The sequence below is a fragment of the Nitriliruptor alkaliphilus DSM 45188 genome, from assembly GCF_000969705.1.
Classification (GTDB): domain Bacteria; phylum Actinomycetota; class Nitriliruptoria; order Nitriliruptorales; family Nitriliruptoraceae; genus Nitriliruptor; species Nitriliruptor alkaliphilus.
In genome coordinates, this window is record NZ_KQ033901.1 from 2248792 (window position 1) to 2265875 (window position 17084).

The window sequence follows — 17084 nt, forward strand, 5'->3', positions numbered from 1 at the left end:
GGGGCGTCGCTCAGCGGCGGCTGAGGAGGCGCAGCACGTACCAGAACATGAGCATCACGGACGCGAAGAGGCTCATCGCGGCGGCGACCTCACGGTCCGGCGGGTAGGAGTGGTAGATCTTCTGGGTGTCGTAGAGGATCGCGCCGCCGGCCAGGCCGATCATCGCGATGGAGAACCACGCGCCGAGCTGCACCGACGGGACCAGCACGGCGACCACGATGGCGCCGAGGGCGAGCATCCCTGCCCACACCAGCAGGCCGCGCAGGAACTTGAAGTCCTTGCTGGTGGTCAGGGCGATGCCGGTCAGGCCGGCGAAGCCGAGCGCGGTGATCCACGCTGCGGTCGAGATGACACCGTCGAGCTGCGGCTCGCTGGCCGCGATCGCGAGCGGCAGGGTGAAGATCACCGCGTAGACGGCGATCATCAGGGCGTACCCGCCGTACTGCATGGCCGCGCTCTGGGCTTTCCAGGCGAAGCTCGTCCCGAGCCACGACACGAGCATGAAGCCGCCGAGCACGAGCAGCCACGACGGGCCGAGCAGCGCGTTCGCGATCTCGTACGCCAGGTAGCCCGAGGCTTCGGAGAAGAGGTAGACCTCGATGGCGATGAACGCGGCGATGCCGAGCGCCAACCTCGCGTAGACGCGCTTCATGAAGCGCGAGCGCACCTCGGGCGCGTGCGTCGAGACGGGCTGTGGGGCGTAGCCGGGGATCTGCTGCTGGCTCACGGGTGGGTCTCCGGGGCCGAGGTGTGACGGGCCCACGGACCGGGGCACCGCACGGGCGTGCGCCGCCCGTGGGGGCAAGGGTGCCACAGCTGACGCCGTTCGGCCGCTCATCGAAGGCGGGGCGGCGCAGCCGCACCCGACTCGGAGCCGGAGTCACTCGCCGGCAGCTCGAGGAAGGTGGGCAGGTTGACCAGCAGCAGCTGCCGCGTGCTGAGGGGCGGTCGACCACCGACGAGGCTGCCGAGCAAGATGAAGCTGATCTCGCGCTGTGCCGTCCGGACGATGCGGACCTTGTGAAGGGGGTGACCCGCGCGAAGACGGTCACCTTCGGTAGCTGCTCGGCGAGCTGGCGGTCGTCGAGCAGGTCGAACTCGCCCCCGGCCGGTACTCGATGTGGGCACGGCCCTCGGTCGACCAGACCCGGCGGGTCCGTCCGGTGAGCCGCCCGACGAGGTCGCTGATCGGGCGGGGCAGGAGGGACACGGGCGGCTCCAGGGCAGGTCGCGGCCAGTCAAGACCGCCGGTGCCGGTGCGTGGCGCCCGGGCCGGTGACCATCGGGCCGGGGTCCCACCCCGAGGTGGGGACGGACACCGTCCGGCGGTAGCGTGCGCAGCGGGGTCCGCGATGGGAGAGCACCCGTGACCACCGACCGCACCGCACAGCGCGACCAGTTCGTCGCCGCCTACCGGGCCGCGCTGGATGGTCTGCTCGCGGCGACCGACGGCCTCGACGAGGCCGCCTGGCGGGCTGACACCGGGTGCCCGGGCTGGGACGTGCACGACCACCTCGCGCACTGCACGGGCGTGGAGCGGAACCTGCTCGGCGACCCGGACCTCGACCCGGACGTCGAGGTGCCCGACCTGCCGCACCTACGTCACGACATCGGTCGCTACGTCGAACGTGACGTGCAGGCCCGTCGGGGGTTGCCGCACGGTGAGCTGCGCGCCGAGGCGCGTGACGCGTTCGCCCGGCGCCTCGTGGCGCTCGAACAGCTGACACCGGACCAGCTCACCCAGGAGACGAGGTCGTTGTTCGGTCCGATGCGGATGGCCTCGTGGTTGCGGATGCGTCTGTTCGACCTCGCCTGCCACGAACGGGACATCCGGGCCGCGGTCGGCCGGCTCGACGGACTGTCGGGTGAGCACGTCCCGATCATCGTCGAGCAGGCCCTGCGGTCCTGGGCCCGGACGCTGCCGACCCGTGTCGACGACGCGGTCACGGTGCGGTTCGAGATCGCCGGCGAGGACGTGGCCGACCTCGATCTCGGGAGCGGGACCCTGTCGCGCGGCGGCGGGAACGGTGAGGCCCCTGCGGCCACGTTGCGGCTGACCCCGGCCGACGCTCTGGCCCTCGCAGGTGGCCGCAGCGACGCCCCCGAGCTCGACGCCCTCGAGCACCGCGGGGACGAGGAACTGCTCGGGCGACTGATCGTCGCCGCCGGGGTCACGCCCTGATCGACGGCCGGGCCGGTCGCCGGACGCACGGCGTGGGGTGGCTGGAGGTGACGGCGGGCGTTCGGCTCGGTACCGTCCCGTCCACGCGCCGTCGTCGGCGCGTCTCGTGTGTGGCCTCTCACGGACCGTGTGACCCGGACCGACGTCGGTCGGACCGTCCGCGGACGACCGTGGCCCACCGGGCTCCAGACCCCCGGCCAGTCGTGCGGTGCCTCGCGCCACGCACGCAGGAAGACCCGAACGTGAAGCAGGGCATCCACCCCGAGTACTCGCTCGCGAGCGTGACCTGCTCGTGCGGCAACAAGTTCGAGACGCGCGCGACGGTCGACAGGATCTCCGTCGAGCTGTGCAACCAGTGCCACCCGTTCTACACCGGCAAGCAGAAGCTGGTCGACGCCGGTGGACGGGTGGACCGCTTCAAGCGGCGCCTCGAGAAGTCCGCCAAGCAGGCCTGAGGCCACCGAGCGCCTCACCACGTCACGCCGCCGGTCCGTCCGGCGGCGTCGTCGTGTCAGCCGGCGCCCGGGTGAGGCCGGTCGAGGCTCGGTGCGAGCTCCTGCAGGTGGGCCAGGATGGCGGCTGCTGCCCGCACCTCGCCGAGCAGCGCGTCGAGGGTCTCGGTCGCGTGTGCGGGCAGGTCGTCCTCGCCGCGCAGCAGGTCGATGCCGAGCAGCAGCGCACCGACGTGGTTGGCCAGGCCGTGCACGAGCTCGGCCAGGGCCTGCGGGTCGGCGGGCGTGTCGTCCAGGGCTCGCTCCGGGTCGGGGTCCGCCATGATGGTCACCGGTCGTCCGCGCTGACGCTACGTGCCGCGACGGTGACCGCACGTGGTGGCTGGGCCGGATGGCCGTCCAGGTAGCCTGAGCGCGCACTGACGGACGCCATGAGGGAGCCGTTGCGAGCTCTGATCGTCGAGGATCACGCGGCCACGGCCGAAGCCATCGCTCGCGTCCTCGCACGGGAGGGGTTCACCGCCGTCGCGACCCACCAGGGCGCCGACGGCGGTCGGGAGGCCCGTGGGGGTGGCTACGACCTGCTCGTCCTCGACCTGCGCCTCCCCGACCTCGACGGGGTGGAGCTGTGCCGATCGCTCCGGCAGGAGGGGCACTGGGTCCCGATCCTGATGGTCAGCGGGCGGGGTAGCACGACCGACGTGGTCCGCGGCCTCGAGGCCGGCGCCGACGACTACCTGCCCAAGCCCTTCGCGGTGGACGAGCTCCGTGTGAGGGTCCGGGCCCTTGCGCGACGCCACCACCGTGACGGTCGGGCACCCGTGCTGGCCCCGGCCCCCCTGGAGCTCGACCGGTCGACCCGCGAGGTGGTCGGCGACGACCAGCGGGTCGAGCTGTCCCCGCGGGAGTTCGAGCTGCTCGAGGTGCTACTCGACCAGGAGGGCCGCGTGTGCTCGCGTGCGCACCTGTTGCGGCGGGTCTGGAGGCGCGAGGAGGACGGCGGCAAGCTCGTCGACGTCTACGTCGGGTACCTACGCCGCAAGCTCCAGCGTGTCGGGGTCGAAGCGACGATCGAGACGGTGCGGGGGGTCGGCTACCGGTTGACGCTGCCGTCCGAGTCGGGCTGACGGGCAGCTGACGCCGCCCGTGGACCGAGGTCCGTCCCGAGCGCCACCTGGACCTGTCGCAGCAGGTCCGCCGCGGTGAACGGTTTGCTGAGCCAGGTGCTGCCGGGCACCTCCGCACCGCCGTTGGCGGGGGGGAGTCCGGAGCTGATCAGGACCGGGACAGCGGGACGCGCGGCCCGCAGCCGGAACACCAGTTCGCGCCCGCCGATGCGCGGCATGAGCAGGTCGGTGAGCAGCAGGTCGATCCGCGCATCCGGGTCGTCGATCACCTCCAGGGCGGCGACCCCGTCCCCGGCCTCCAGGACGGCGTAGCCGGCCCGTTCGAGCGTGCGGCAGGCGAGGCGGCGAACGAGCGGCTCGTCGTCGACGAGGAGCACCACCTCGCCGCTGCCACGTGCCTCCGCATCCGGCGGTCGTGCCGGGCGCGGAGCGGGGCGGGTCGTGCGCGCGGCGGGTAGGTGCACGGTGAACGTGGTGCCCTCCCCGGGCCGGCTGTCGACGGCGATGTCGCCGTCGTGGCTCGCCACGATGGTGTGGGCGGTGGAGAGGCCGAGCCCGGTGCCGTCGCCGGCCGTCTTGGTGGTGAAGAAGGGCTCGAAGATGCGATCGCTGATCTCCCGCGGCATGCCCTGACCGGTGTCCTCGACCTCGAGGCGCACGTACGGCCCCGGGGCGAGGGGGTGTTCACGGGAGCGGCCACCGCCCGGCATGGTGACCTCGCTGGCCCGGAGCTCGATCTGGCCGCCGTCCGGCATGGCGTCGCGGGCGTTGAGCAGGAGGTTGACCAGGATCTGGTGGATCTGTGTCGGATCGCCCCGGACCGCACCGACACCGGGCGAGGTGAGCACTCGCAGCTCGATGTCGGGGGGGAAGGTCTGCTGGACGAGGCCGGCGAGCTCGTGCAGCAGCGGTTCGATCGCGACCTCGACCCGCCGCCCGTCGACCCCGCGGGCGAAGGACAGGACCTGGGCGACGATGTCGGTGCCCCGCCGGGTGTTGCGCTCCACGGTCTCGAGCACCTCGAGCCGGAGCGGGTCGGTCTCGCCGTCGCGGAGGAGCTCGAGCGACATCAGGACGGGTGTGAGCACGTTGCGCAGATCGTGGGCGAGCCCGCCGGCCAACGTGCCGACCGCCTGGAGCCGCTGGGCGCGCGCGAGCTGGTGCTCCATCCGCCGCTGCTCGGTCACGTCGGTGGCGATCGCGAGGACCGAGCGTGGTCGGCCACCGGGGTCGCGGACCAGCGTCAGTCGGGCTTCGATGATCACTTCCCCACCGTCACGACGTCTCGGGGTCAGGACCCCCGCCCACGCGTCCTCGGCCAGGAGCGAGGCCTGCGCTGCGTCGAACGCGCTCGGGTCCTCGGGGTGCAGCAGGTCGCGGATCGAGCGGCCGATCGCCTCGTCGGCGCTCCAGCCGTAGAGGCGTTCCGCGCTGCGGTTCCAGTAGGTGATCCGGTGCTCGAGGTCGCGGACGACGATCGCGTCGGTGGCGGTGTCGAGCAGCGCCGCCTGATCGGCGAGCACCACCTCACGACGTTGGAGCGCCTCGCGCGCGGCACGTTGCCGGGTGACGTCGTGGAACGACACCGCGAGCCCGTGGTCGGTGGGGTCCACCCGGACCTCGATCCACGCGGACAGTGCTGCGACCTCGACCTCGGGGAGCACGAGCGTCACACGCTCGTCGACCGCCTCCCGGCAGGCCCCGGACAGCTCGGGCCACCGCACCCCCGCGCCCTCCCACAGTGGTCGGCCGAGGAGGCGCTCGATCGGGGCTTGCAGCGCGGCTGCGGCCCGGGCGTTGACGTAGGTGACCTCGAGGTCGTTCGACAGGACGCACAGCCCATCGGACACCCGGTCGAGGGTCAGGGCGAGGCGCTCGCCCGCTGCCCGGGCGGCTTCACGCGCCGCGTGCAGCTCGGAGATGTCCTGGAACGCCCCGATGATGCGCCGCACGGTGCCATCGGCGTCGTGCTGGGGTTCGGCGACGATCCGAGCCCGCAGCCACCGCCCGGTCCGGGTCGCGACCTCGACCTCGAGGTCGAAGGACGTGCCGTCCGTGCGGCAGGCCTCGATGGCTGCCGCCAGCGCCACGCGGTCGGCCGGCCGGCACGCGGCGATGGCGTCCACCTCGACGTCGTCGGTGACCGGATGCTCGAGGAGGGTGAGCACCTCGTCGGACCAGATCAGCTGACGCTCGTCGAGGTCGAAGGTCCAGCCGCCGATATGTCCGACCTCGCCGGCGATCCGGTGCAGCGATCGGCTCTGTTCGAGGTGCTCAGCGACCGCCGCTGGGGCGTCAGCGGTCCGGCGTGGCACGGCTCCTGGCACGTTCGGGTCCCCCCGCCGCGGCCGAACGGCCGCTCGTGCCCGTACGGTAGACGCCCGAGGCTCAGGCGGCAGCCCGGCGTGCGTGAGCGGCGAGCAGCGCGGCGGCGGTGTCGAGAGCCTGGCCGAGCACGAACAGGTGGTCGTCCTCCGACAGCGCCGACAGCGCGAGCAGCTGGGCCTCGAGGTCGGCCAGGCCGGGCGTCGGCGCCGCTGCCGTGCCGGTCGAGCTCACGAGCTGTGCGCTGGTGGCGATCACGATCTTCCTCCGAGCGGGAAGCGACTCCCGTTCCTCGTCGTCGGTACTCGTTCTGTATCGGCGGGACGGGTAAGAGGTCGGCGAGATACGCCGGACTCCCGGTTCGCGCGCTCGGTACGGCAAGATGTGCCGGGGTCGGAGCGGGGACGTCGGGAGGCGCCTGGTGGGAGAAGGTCGTGGGTTGTCGGTCACGGTGCGTCGTCGCCGGCTGGCTCTGCGCCTGACACAGCGTGAAGCGGCCGTCCGTGCGGACGTCTCACTGGCGACCTGGCAGTCGGTCGAGCGTGCGGGTGCGGAGGCGGCCGACTTCCAGGATCTGACCCTGGCTCGGGTCGCCCACGGGCTCGGGATCGCGCTCCCGACCCTCCTGGACGAGGTCGCAGCGGCTGAACGTCCGGTGGCCGCCGTGGGCCCCGCAGCGCACGAGGCCGTTGCGGAGGTGGCGGCGATCGCGGCCGAGGTCCGCTCGGCGCTGCTGCGCCTCGCGGCCGTCTCCGAGGAGACCTTCCACCTGGTGGCGGGTCAGACGATCGAGGCGACCGACCGCTTCCTGCAGGTGTTCGGCGACGGGACGGCTGGCACGCGCGCCGGGGAGCCCACCGACCGCAACTGAGCTCCTCGACCGGGCGCTGGAACGGCCCCGTCCCGCGAGGCGTCCAGGTGGTCGGCTCATCTAGTCCTTAAGTGTGGTCCGGGACTCGCCGTACCTAGAGGTACCGAAAAAAACTCAACGACACTCAGACACACTCGAACGTCGGTGTGGTGGCCGCCCCTCGCGGGCACATGCCACCTGCGGTGCCTCGCGGTGCGCGACCCCCTGGTCGGGGGTCCGGCCCGTCGTGCCCGCAGGCCGACGAGACGGAGCTTCTCATGCGACCGACCGCACGCCTCCTGTCCGCCGTCCTGCTGAGCGCCCCGCTGCTGGTGCCGCTGATGGGCGCCGGTCCCACCCCATCCCCCGTCGTCGGCGCCGCGGATGCTGCGGTCGCCGCCGTGTCCGGGATCGCCGACGTCTCCGACGTCGTGGTCACCGCCAAGCGCGAGACGCTCACCACCACCGGTTGTCGAGCCCCGTTCCGCCTCGACCCGGTCACCGGCTGCGTTCGGGACCTGGTCCACGGCATGATCGAGTACGTCGGACCGGACGGCGCACGAGGCACGACGGTCGCGCCGCACACCCACCCGGAGCCGGCCGAGGGCCACACTGGCGACCTCCACGACGGGCACGACCACGACGGGCACGACCACGACGCGGTCACCGTCGCGTCGACGGGCTCACGGGCGCTGCCGAGCACCCGTCGGCCGGTCTCGTGCGCTCCGGATGGATCGGCCCGCACGGTCGTGCTCTACGCCCACCGTCCCGGCGCCGACCGGCGCAGCGACCACCTCGGCACGATCCGCGCGACCCTCGAACGCTCCAACCAGGCCGTCGCGTTGTCGGCCCAGCGGTCCGGTGGGCCCCTCGCCGACCTGCGCGTGCGGTGCACCAGCACGGGCGCGGTGTCGGTCGCCTCCGTGGCGGTCGGTGCCGACCGCTTCGCCGACCTGCGCGCCGCGGTGGCCCGCGCGGGGTACGACCGGCCGCACGAGAAGTACCTGCTCTTCGCCGACTTCGTGTCCCCCGACGCCCACGTCGCCGGACGGGCCGACATGTTCCTCGACGACCGGCGCACCGTGGACAACCACAACAACGGTCGCGCACCGATGTACGCGGTGGTGTACGGGGCACGACACTTCGGCGGATCGGTCGCCCTCCACGAGCTCGGGCACACGATGGGGGCCGTGCAACCGGGCGCGCCGGGATCGGACGGAGCCGGTCACTGCGCCGAGCAGATCGACGTCATGTGCTACCCGGCCGCAGGGTCGCGCTGCGCCACCATGGCCTTCGACTGCGGCAACGACACCTACTTCTCGACCGCGACCCGCCCGGGCCAGTGGCTGCACACCCACTGGAACCTCGGCTGGGAGGGCAACCGCTTCATCCGCCACTCGTCGTCGTCGGCGTCGACTTCGACCCGCGGGCCCGGTGGCTTCACCGACACGGTCGGTCACGCGCACGGCCCGGCCATCGCGACGGCGGTCGAACGCAGGATCGCCAGCGGCTACCCGGACGGGACCTTCCGGCCCGGCAACGCGGTGACCCGAGGGCAGATGGCGACCTTCCTCACCCGGGCGCTCGACCTGCCCGCGGGCGACCCCTCGCGCTTCCGGGACGTCGGTTCCCACCCGCACGCCCGTGGGATCGGCGCGGTGGCCCGCGCGGGCATCACCACGGGGTACCCGGACGGCACCTTCCGGCCCGACGAGGTCGTGACCCGCGGCCAGCTGGCGAGCTTCCTCGACCGCGCCCTCAGGTTGCCGGCTGCGGGCCGTCACCGCTTCACCGACGTACGTGGCTCGACTCACGAGGCGGCGATCGCCCGGGTGGCCGCCGCCGAGATCACCCAGGGGTACCGCGACGGCACCTTCCGCCCGAGCCAGGCTGTACCCCGAGGACAGATGGCCACCTTCCTCGTGCGCTCCCTCGACCGGAGGTGACCCGGTACCGCTCGCGCTGGCGGCGGCCCACCGGTCGCCGCCAGCCGGCGGGACGGCCACGGGGGACCAACACGCCGCCTGCGGGCGACGGTCGCACGTCGGCGCGATCTCACGGGGGCCGTGCTTGACAGACTAGTCCTTTCGGACAACGGTCAGCCGGTCGGGGCCCGGTCGTGGGAGCGGCCGAGAACGGTGGGAGATCGCCCCGGCAGATCCGTTCGTTCGGTCGCGGGCCGGTCGCACCGGCGCGCCCATGGGAGGGTTCGCCCGATGGGGGCCTCACGTACCTGGCGACGCCTGTCGCCGTTCGCCATCGCCATCGTCACGCTTGCGCTCGTCGTGACGCTTCCAACTGCCGGCACGGGGCCAGGCCCCTCTGCCCACGCCGAGGGCGAGGACCTGCTCCTCGAACCCGAGGAGACGTTGATGGCGGTGATCGAGGTCGCCGACAACGCCACCTTGAGCCTCCTGGCCTCGGCCGGGGTCAACCTCGACCACTACGCCGAACCCACGCCGGACGGCAGGGTCCGCAGCGTCGCCTTCGTCACGCCGACCGAGCTCGAGGAGCTCGAGCTGATGGATCTCGAGGTCGTCGCGCTCGAGGACCTGCCGACTCCTGAGGAGGTGGCGGCGGAGATGTTCGGCAGCCTCGACGGTGTCGAGGTGCTCGAGCAGGCCCGTGCGCGTCAGGGCCAGGTTCGCGCCCCCAGCAGCGGTGGACCAGCGACCAAGGAGCCCCCGACCGACCCCGACTGGCCGCTCCGGGTCCTGCGGGCCGACACCTTCACCAACGACTTCGGTGACTTCCTGTCGCTGGAGGTCCGCGCGGCGGAGTTCAGCCCGAGTCCCTTCCCCAACCTGCTGATCGTCGACGAGCCGTCCTCCGCGGCCGGGTCCTACGGGGTCACCGGCGCCGCCTTCGGTCCGTCGGCGCCGGTGAGCGGCTTCGCAGGTCCGATCGCGCTGGCCGACGACGGGAGCGCGAACCCGACGTACGCGTGTGACCCGCTCATCGACTTCCCACCCGGCGCCATCGCCCTCGTCGACCGCGGGGACTGCCCGTTCACGCAGAAGGTCGGCCACGCCCAGGCGGCAGGCGCCGTGGCCGTGGTCGTGGCCAACAACGTCGGGAGCGCCCCGATCAACCTCGGTGGCACCGATGCCTCGATCACGATCCCGTCCGGGATGATCTCGCAGGCTGACGGTGTGCGCCTCCGCGAAGGGCTGCCGGCCACCGGCACGTTCAGCGGCGAGCCGACCGTCGTCGCCACCTTCGAGATCGACGGACAGTCCCACAGCCTCACGCTGCAGCCCTTCATCGACGAGGGTCAGTACATCTACCACCGCACCCCGCGCTCGACCTTCGTCGGGGGCATCCCGGACGAAGTGACCATCACCTACGGCGAGGACACGATCACGGTCGCGACCGAGCCGTGGGCGTCCTACGACGAGATCGGCTACCCCGACGGGTTCCAGTGGGGCTTCATCACCACCGGCTACCCGGACGCGGTCGACTCGACCGAGAAGATCGAGGCCCTCGCGGCCGAGTTCCCCGACCTCGCCGAGATCATCGAGCTGCCGTACCAGACCCACGGGTACCGGCGTCAGGCGATGCGCACGATGGGCAACGTGACCGCCCCCGGCGGCGCGGCCACCGGCGTCGTCGTCCGGTCGCACGCCTACGGCCACGAGGGTGGCAACGACCTGACCATCGAGATCGTGGACCCGGGTGCGGCGGACTCGCCCCTGTCGGTGTCCGTCGACGGTGACCACATCACCGTCTCCCAGTCGACCGACGCCGCCGGAGCGGTCAACGGGACGGCCGCGCAGATCGTGGCGGCGCTGAACGCGCACCCGGAGGCCAGCCCTCTGATCCACGCGCACACCTACCGCGGCAACGCGGGCAGCGGCGTGACCCCGGCCACTGCACGCGCCAACCTCTCGGACTTCCTGAACGCGCCCGAGGACAAGATCTCGCGCGACCCGCAGACCGTCAAGGCGATCCGGATCGGCAAGCACCGGGACGGGTCCAAGGTCGGTGTGTGGGCGTACTCCCAGGAACACGCCCGTGAGTGGGTGACGCCGGTCGTCGCGCTCGAGGCCGCGGAGCGGCTGCTGCGCAACTACGGCACCGACCCCGAGACCACCAGGTACGTCGACGAGCTCGACACCTTCATCATCCCGACGGTCAACCCGGACGGCACCAACTACTCGCTCTACGACTTCGCCGCCCAGCGACGCAGCATGGTCAACCACTGCGGCGACAACCTCAGCGATCCTGCGGCGCGCAACGCCTGGGGCGTGGACCTGAACCGCAACTTCCGGGTCGGGACCCTGTGGGAGGGCTACAGCGGCGCCAGCACGAGCTGCACCAGCGACGTGTACGCCGGGCCCAGCCCGCTCAGCGAGGCCGAGACGCGCAACGAGGTCTGGCTCGTCGACAACCACCCCAACATCCGGTTCTCGATGAACATCCACACCCACGGCGGGTACTTCATGTGGGCTCCGGGCGCGTACCGGATGCCGGGCCGTGTGCCCTTGGAGCGGCCGAGCGTCGGTGTCGAGGAGTACTTCTTCGAGGCGTCGCACACCATCCTCGGCAAGATCGCCGAGCACCGCGGCACCGTCGTCGAGCCGGGACGCACCGGCCCGATCATCGACGTGCTGTACTCGGCGGCCGGCAACTCGGCCGACGACGTGTGGTACCGGTCCGTAGAGCGCGGATCGCCGATCTTCGCCTGGAACTTCGAGGCCGGCGCCAACCGCAACACCGCCAGCGGCGGGTGGTTCTCGCCCGGCGGGTTCTTCCCGAGCTTCGCCGATGAGGGTTTCGACCAGGCCATGGAGTTCGCCAGCGGGGTGTACGGCCTGCTCGAGGTCGCGCACGAGTTCGCGACCGACGACACGCCTCCGGTGTCCACCCCCAACGTGACCGACGGCGGCTGGTACAGCGGCCCGGTCGACGTGGAGTTCGAACTGTCGGAGCCGGCGACCATCTACTACACCACCGACGGGTCGCGACCCACCTTCGACTCGCAGGTGGTCGAGCGTCGTGACGCCCGGGACTCCGCTGCACCGATCCGCATCGACCGGACCACCACCCTGCGGTGGTTCGCGGTCGACGCAGCCGGCAACATCGAAGGGGACTACGACCCGGCGGGTCGTGGCCGGGACTACCGGAAGGTCCAGATCCGGATCCGCTGATCGCTGACGGCGGGGGCGCCCTCGTGGCGCCCCCACCGGTCGCCGGTCCACCCCCATCGAGTCCACGCGTGGCGCAGACCGTCCCGCCGGTCCTCGACCGGCCGCCGTCCCGCCCCGACCGGGGCGTCCCCGTCGCGGCGACCGCCGTGGTGCTCGCCGTGCTCGCCGCATCCGTGCTGCGACCGTTGTTCGCGCCGTGGCTGGACGTCCCATCGCTCCAGCTGTGGTCCACCGTCTTCGTGGCCCTGATGATCCAGGCCACACCGTTCCTGCTGCTCGGGGTCGTGGTCAGCGGCGCCCTCGCCGCGCTCGTGCCGCCGGCCTTCATCGCTCGCGTCCTGCCGCGCAACGGTGCGCTGGCGGTGGGTGCCGGGGCCTGCGCTGGCACGTTGCTGCCCGGGTGCGAGTGCGGGTCGGTCCCTATCTCGGGGCGGCTGGTGTCGCGCGGAGCGCCGCCGGCCGCTGCGCTCGCCTTCATGCTCGCCGCCCCCGCGATCAACCCGATCGTCCTGCTGTCGACGGCCGTCGCCTTCCCCGGCCAGCCCGAGGTCGTCGCCGCACGGTTCCTCGCCTCCCTCGCGACGGCGGTGGTCGTCGGCCTCATCTGGCTGCGGCGCGGCGACGACGAGGCGCTGGTCCGCGCGCTACGGCGGATCCACGACCGCGGCGATCGGTTGAGCACCTTCGTCGCGACGACCCGGCACGACTTCCTGCTCGCCGGCGGCTACCTGGTGCTCGGAGCCGCCGTCGCGGCCACGGCCCAGACGGTCGTCCCACCCGAGGTGATCGACACCGTCGCGGGCAACGTGGTCCTGGCGGTCGCCGTCCTGACGCTGCTGGCGATCATCCTGTCGATCTGCTCGGAGGCGGACGCGTTCGTCGTCGCCGGCCTCCCGCAGTTCCCCATGGTGGCCCGGCTCGCGTTCCTGGTGGTCGGACCCGTGGTCGACATCAAGCTCGTGGCCATGCAGGCCGGGGTCTTCGGCAAACGGTTCGCCGTGACGTTCGCGCCACTGGCCCTGGTGGTCTCGCTCACCGCCGCAGTGCTCGTCGGGTGGTGGCTGCTGTGAGCCGCGAGGTCCAGGGCGCCGTGCTGACGGTCATCGGCGTCGTCATGGTCCGTCTCGTGCTGTCGGGCGCCCACCTCTCCTTCGTCAAGTCCTCGCTCGGGCTGCCGCTGGTCGCGTCGGCCGTGGTACTGATCGTCCTCGGCGCGCTGTCGTTGCTCCGTGAGCAGGAGGACGAGCTGGCGCTGGCGGGCCCCGGGGACCGTCACGACCACGGGCACGGACACGACCACGCACGGGCACCGCGCATCGGCCTGCTCGTGCTCGTGCCGATCCTCACCCTGGTGCTCGTGGCCCCGCAGCCGCTCGGGGCCGCCGCGGCCGACCGAGGTGGCGCCAACCGCGTGGCCACCCCCTCGTTCGCCCTCGGTCCGCTGCCCGAGCCGGTCGACGGTGCCGTCACGCTGAGCCTCGGGGAGGCCGTCCTGCGTGCGCTCGTGGAACCCGACGGCCCGCTGCTCGGCACGCCCGTGCGGCTCGTCGGGTTCGTCGCTGCCGACCACGAGGCCCCCACCGGCTACCGGCTGTCGCGGTTCGCCATCGCGTGCTGCGCCGCCGACGCCAGCGTCCGGCAGGTCCTGCTCGTCGGCACCGGCGAGCTGCCGGACGACACCTGGGTCGAGGCGGTGGCGGTGTTCGAGGGGCGCGTCGAGGGCCCCGCGGAGGGCGACAGCGGCGCCGGTGTCCCCGTCCTGCGCGTCATCGAGGAGCGCATCGTGGAGCGGCCGGCAGCCCCCTACGAGTACTGACGGGACCGGTGCGCGAGGGGCCCTACCCTGTGGGGGCCCGCGCCGTCACCGACGCCGGGTGCGAGGACGACGGCGGAGGGCCACACGTGAGCGCGGAGACGACCGGACCCGCGATCGACCCGGTGGACCTGGCCCCGCACTACTACGGGGGACAGGCGGTCATCGAGGGCGTGATGATGCGCGGCTCCGATCGGTGGGCGGTCGCCGTGCGCCGGCCGGACGGCGACATCTGGCTCGAGTGCCACCACGTTTCGGACGCGCCGACGCGGCGCCCGTGGCTGAAGCGTCCGCTCGTACGCGGCTGCTACGCCTTGGTCGATTCGTTGTCGATCGGGGTCAAGGCGCTCGGCATCGCCGCCACGCAAGCGCTGGAGGAGGAGGACCGCGACGCGGTCGGGGGCGCCACCGCCGGGGCCTCGCTGCTGCTCGCCCTCGCGCTGTTCGTCGGGATCTTCATCTTCCTGCCATCCGCCGGGACCAAGGGTGTGGACGCCCTGATCGGGGGCGTCCTCGGCGACGGCGTGTGGTTCCACCTCATCGAGTCGGTCGTCCGCATCGCGATCTTCCTGGCCTACCTCGCCGCGATCTCGCTGCTGCCCGAGATCCGGCGGGTGTTCCAGTACCACGGCGCCGAGCACAAGACCATCGCGGCATGGGAGCACGGCGAGGTGCTCGAACCCGGCAACGTGGACCGTTACTCCACCCTCCACGTCCGCTGCGGCACCAACTTCCTCATCATGGTGATGCTGCTCGCGATGGTGGTCTACACCGTGGGCGGGGTGCTCGTGCCGCCCCCGGAGGGCATCGGCTTCCTCGGCGGCGTGCTCTACCACGTCGCGCTGCGCGTGGTCCTGCTTCCCGTGGTCGCCGGCCTGGCCTACGAGGGGCTCCGCCTCGGTGCGGCACGTGGGCACAACCCGATCGTGCGGGGCCTGATGAAGCCGGGCCTGTGGCTGCAGCTGATCACCACCAAGCAGCCGACTCCCGACCAGATCGAGGTCGCGATCCGGTCCTTCGAGGCGGTGGTCCCGCGCGAGGAACGTGCGGGTCGCGTGCCGCACACGCTCGACAGCGTCATCACCCTCGCACCGGAGGGCCTCGAGGTGCACCTGACCGACGCCACCACCCGCACCGACGGCGAACCGCTGCCGGAGGTGCCCGGACCGCTGCCACGTGCGGCGGACGACGACCCCCCACGGACGGGCTGACGTGTTCGACCAGCTCGATCAGCTCGAGGACCGCTTCCGGGACCTCGAGACCCAGCTCGCCGACCCCGACGTCGCCTCGGACGGGGCGCGCTACACCGTGCTCGCCAAGCAGCACGCCGAGCTCGCCGACGTCGTGGCCACCTTCCGCCGCTGGCGGCAGGCCGGTGACGACCTCGGCGCCGCGCGGGAGATGGCCGCCGACGCCGAGGGTGAGGACCGCACCGCGATGCGGGCCGAGATCGACGAACTGACCGCGACCCGGGCCGCCCTCGAGGAGGAGCTCAAGCTCCTGCTCGTGCCCAAGGACCCCAACGACGACCGCGACGTGATCCTCGAGGTCCGACCGGCCGCGGGCGGCGACGAGGCCGCCCTGTTCGCCGGCGAACTGCTGGAGATGTACCGCCGCTACGCGCAGGGCCAGGGGTGGCGCACCGAGATCCTGTCGCGCACCGAGCAGGGCGTGGGCGGCGTCAAGGAGGCCGTGGTCGAGATCACCGGCCGGAGCGCGTACGCCCACCTCAAGCACGAGTCCGGGGTCCACCGGGTCCAGCGCGTGCCCGCGACCGAGTCCCAAGGGCGGATCCACACCTCGACCGCGTCCGTCGCGGTCCTGCCCGTCGCCGAGGAGGTCGACGTCCAGGTCGAGGCATCCGACCTGCGCGTCGACGTGTTCCGCTCGTCGGGGCCGGGGGGGCAGAGCGTCAACACCACCGACTCGGCCGTGCGCATCACCCACCTGCCGACGGGCCTCGTCGTCAGCTGCCAGGACGAGAAGTCCCAGCACCAGAACCGCGACAAGGCCATGACCATCCTGCGTGCCCGGCTGCTGCAGGCGGAGCAGGAACGAGCGGCCAAGGAGCGGGCCGACGAGCGCAAGGGCCAGATCGGCACGGGGGACCGGTCGGAGAAGATCCGCACCTACAACTTCCCTCAGTCGCGCGTCACCGACCACCGCATCGGGCTGACCCTCCACGACCTGTCCGGCACGCTCGCTGGCGACCTGACCCCGATCGTCGATGCCGTCCGCCGGGCCGAGCGTGAGGCCAAGCTGGCCGCCCTGGACGACTGATGCCACGTCCCGAGGTCGACCCGGACGTGGTCCGGCGCGTCGCGGCCCGGCTGGAGGCAGCCGGGGTCCCGAACGCCGGGGTGGACGCCCGACTGCTCGTCGAGCACGTCGTCGAGGTCGCCGGGGTCACCGCCGGCTGTGGCGGCGCGCTGCTGGACGGGTTGGTGGCGCGGCGTGCCGCGCGGGTACCCCTCCAGCAGGTCATCGGCCGCACCTGGTTCCGAACGCTGGAGCTCACCTGCGCGCCGGGGGTCTTCGTCCCGCGCCCGGAGACCGAGGTGGTGGCTGGTGTCGCCATCGACGCCGCCCGCACCGCCGACCGTGACCGCCCACGGGTGGTCGACGTCGGCACCGGATCGGGTGCCATCGCGTGCGCCGTCGCGGCGGAGGTCCCCGGTGTCGATGTCGTGGCCACCGAGCGCGACCCGCTGGCGGTCGCCCTCGCCGAGGTGAACGCGCAGCGCCTGCGCGACGGGCAGGCGGTGGCGGGCGGCCCTGCCCGCGGCGCGACGGTGACCGTGCTGCGCGGATCGCTCCTCGATCCCGTCCCGCCGGCCTGGCGCGGCAAGGTCGACGTGCTGGTCTCCAACCCGCCGTACCTCCCCGCGGCCGACCGGGGAACCTGGGCGCCCGAGGTCGGGGGGCACGACCCCGACGCCGCGCTCGTCGGCGGGCCGGACGGCCACGAGGTCGTCGATCGGCTGCTGCAGCTCGCGGGAGCCTGGCTGCGGCCCGGCGGCACGGTCGTGGTCGAGATCGACGACCGGCGGGGCCGTGACGCCACCGATGCTGCTCGCGAGGCCGGGCTCGCCCACGTGCGGCTGGTGGCGGACCTGACCGGTCGGGACCGGGCCGTCGCCGCGGTGCGGGCCAGGTAGCGTCCACCTCCTTCCAGCCGTCCAGCG

At 72.6% G+C, this 17084-nt stretch carries 16 protein-coding genes; 11 read left to right on the plus strand and 5 right to left on the minus strand.

Annotated elements, in window-relative coordinates; all coding sequences use genetic code 11:
• Positions 1–10 precede the first annotated feature (10 nt).
• Positions 11–727 carry a Bax inhibitor-1/YccA family protein gene (locus tag NITAL_RS10540; RefSeq protein ID WP_052666199.1) on the minus strand — a complete coding sequence of 239 codons (717 nt, stop codon included), beginning with the start codon at positions 725–727 and terminating at the stop codon, positions 11–13.
• Positions 728–1048: 321 nt separating this feature from the next.
• Positions 1049–1210 (minus strand): hypothetical protein, encoded by a 162-nt coding sequence (locus NITAL_RS27215; RefSeq protein WP_157041754.1) that lies wholly within the window; start codon positions 1208–1210, stop codon positions 1049–1051.
• Positions 1211–1366: 156 nt separating this feature from the next.
• Here NITAL_RS27215 and NITAL_RS10545 point away from each other — a divergent pair, with 156 nt between their 5' ends.
• Together NITAL_RS10545 and rpmE are read left to right on the plus strand one after the other, a co-directional pair.
• Complete coding sequence (locus NITAL_RS10545) at positions 1367–2182, plus strand: maleylpyruvate isomerase family mycothiol-dependent enzyme (RefSeq protein ID WP_052666200.1); 816 nt, start codon at positions 1367–1369, stop codon at positions 2180–2182.
• A 242-nt stretch (positions 2183–2424) separates the two neighbouring features.
• Positions 2425–2637: a 50S ribosomal protein L31 gene (gene rpmE, locus NITAL_RS10550; RefSeq protein WP_052666201.1), complete on the plus strand. Its 213-nt coding sequence runs from the start codon at positions 2425–2427 to the stop codon at positions 2635–2637.
• A gap of 56 nt (positions 2638–2693) precedes the next feature.
• On the opposite strand, the gene NITAL_RS10555 is transcribed toward rpmE, so the two are convergent.
• Positions 2694–2966 carry a hypothetical protein gene (locus NITAL_RS10555; protein WP_052666202.1) on the minus strand — a complete coding sequence of 91 codons (273 nt, stop codon included), beginning with the start codon at positions 2964–2966 and terminating at the stop codon, positions 2694–2696.
• 99 nt (positions 2967–3065) lie between these two features.
• Between NITAL_RS10555 and NITAL_RS10560 the strand changes: the two genes are divergently transcribed.
• On the plus strand, positions 3066–3761 hold the full coding sequence (locus NITAL_RS10560) for a response regulator transcription factor (RefSeq protein WP_052666203.1): 696 nt from the start codon (positions 3066–3068) through the stop codon (positions 3759–3761).
• Here the strand turns inward: NITAL_RS10560 and NITAL_RS10565 are convergent.
• Together NITAL_RS10565 and NITAL_RS10570 are read right to left on the minus strand one after the other, a co-directional pair.
• The gene (locus NITAL_RS10565; protein ID WP_052666204.1) at positions 3728–6076 is read right to left on the minus strand and encodes a hybrid sensor histidine kinase/response regulator; all 2349 of its coding nucleotides are present in this window, start codon (positions 6074–6076) and stop codon (positions 3728–3730) included. The two genes, NITAL_RS10560 and NITAL_RS10565, sit on opposite strands and share 34 nt — an antisense overlap.
• 73 nt (positions 6077–6149) lie before the next feature.
• Positions 6150–6344, minus strand: a complete 195-nt coding sequence (locus NITAL_RS10570; protein WP_052666205.1) for a hypothetical protein — start codon at positions 6342–6344, stop codon at positions 6150–6152.
• A gap of 163 nt (positions 6345–6507) precedes the next feature.
• Here NITAL_RS10570 and NITAL_RS10575 point away from each other — a divergent pair, with 163 nt between their 5' ends.
• The 8 genes from NITAL_RS10575 (at position 6508) to NITAL_RS10610 (ending at position 17057) form a co-directional block, all read left to right on the plus strand.
• Positions 6508–6957: a hypothetical protein gene (locus NITAL_RS10575; RefSeq protein ID WP_157041755.1), complete on the plus strand. Its 450-nt coding sequence runs from the start codon at positions 6508–6510 to the stop codon at positions 6955–6957.
• 257 nt (positions 6958–7214) lie between these two features.
• A complete protein-coding gene (locus NITAL_RS10580; RefSeq protein ID WP_052666207.1) occupies positions 7215–8882 on the plus strand; it encodes an S-layer homology domain-containing protein in 1668 nt (555 codons plus the stop codon).
• 270 nt (positions 8883–9152) lie between these two features.
• Positions 9153–12086, plus strand: coding sequence for a M14 family metallopeptidase (locus tag NITAL_RS10585; RefSeq protein ID WP_052666208.1), 2934 nt, complete (start codon positions 9153–9155; stop codon positions 12084–12086).
• Positions 12087–12154: 68 nt separating this feature from the next.
• Complete coding sequence (locus NITAL_RS10590) at positions 12155–13156, plus strand: permease (RefSeq protein ID WP_052666209.1); 1002 nt, start codon at positions 12155–12157, stop codon at positions 13154–13156.
• Positions 13153–13902 carry a TIGR03943 family putative permease subunit gene (locus NITAL_RS10595; protein ID WP_052666210.1) on the plus strand — a complete coding sequence of 250 codons (750 nt, stop codon included), beginning with the start codon at positions 13153–13155 and terminating at the stop codon, positions 13900–13902. The genes NITAL_RS10590 and NITAL_RS10595 overlap by 4 nt, the downstream gene beginning before the upstream one ends.
• 86 nt (positions 13903–13988) lie before the next feature.
• On the plus strand, positions 13989–15110 hold the full coding sequence (locus tag NITAL_RS10600) for a DUF1385 domain-containing protein (RefSeq protein WP_211262326.1): 1122 nt from the start codon (positions 13989–13991) through the stop codon (positions 15108–15110).
• A gap of 1 nt (position 15111) precedes the next feature.
• On the plus strand, positions 15112–16179 hold the full coding sequence (gene prfA, locus NITAL_RS10605; protein ID WP_052669582.1) for a peptide chain release factor 1: 1068 nt from the start codon (positions 15112–15114) through the stop codon (positions 16177–16179).
• Positions 16179–17057, plus strand: coding sequence for a N5-glutamine methyltransferase family protein (locus tag NITAL_RS10610; RefSeq protein ID WP_052666212.1), 879 nt, complete (start codon positions 16179–16181; stop codon positions 17055–17057). The genes prfA and NITAL_RS10610 overlap by 1 nt, the downstream gene beginning before the upstream one ends.
• The last annotated feature ends 27 nt before the right edge of the window (positions 17058–17084 follow it).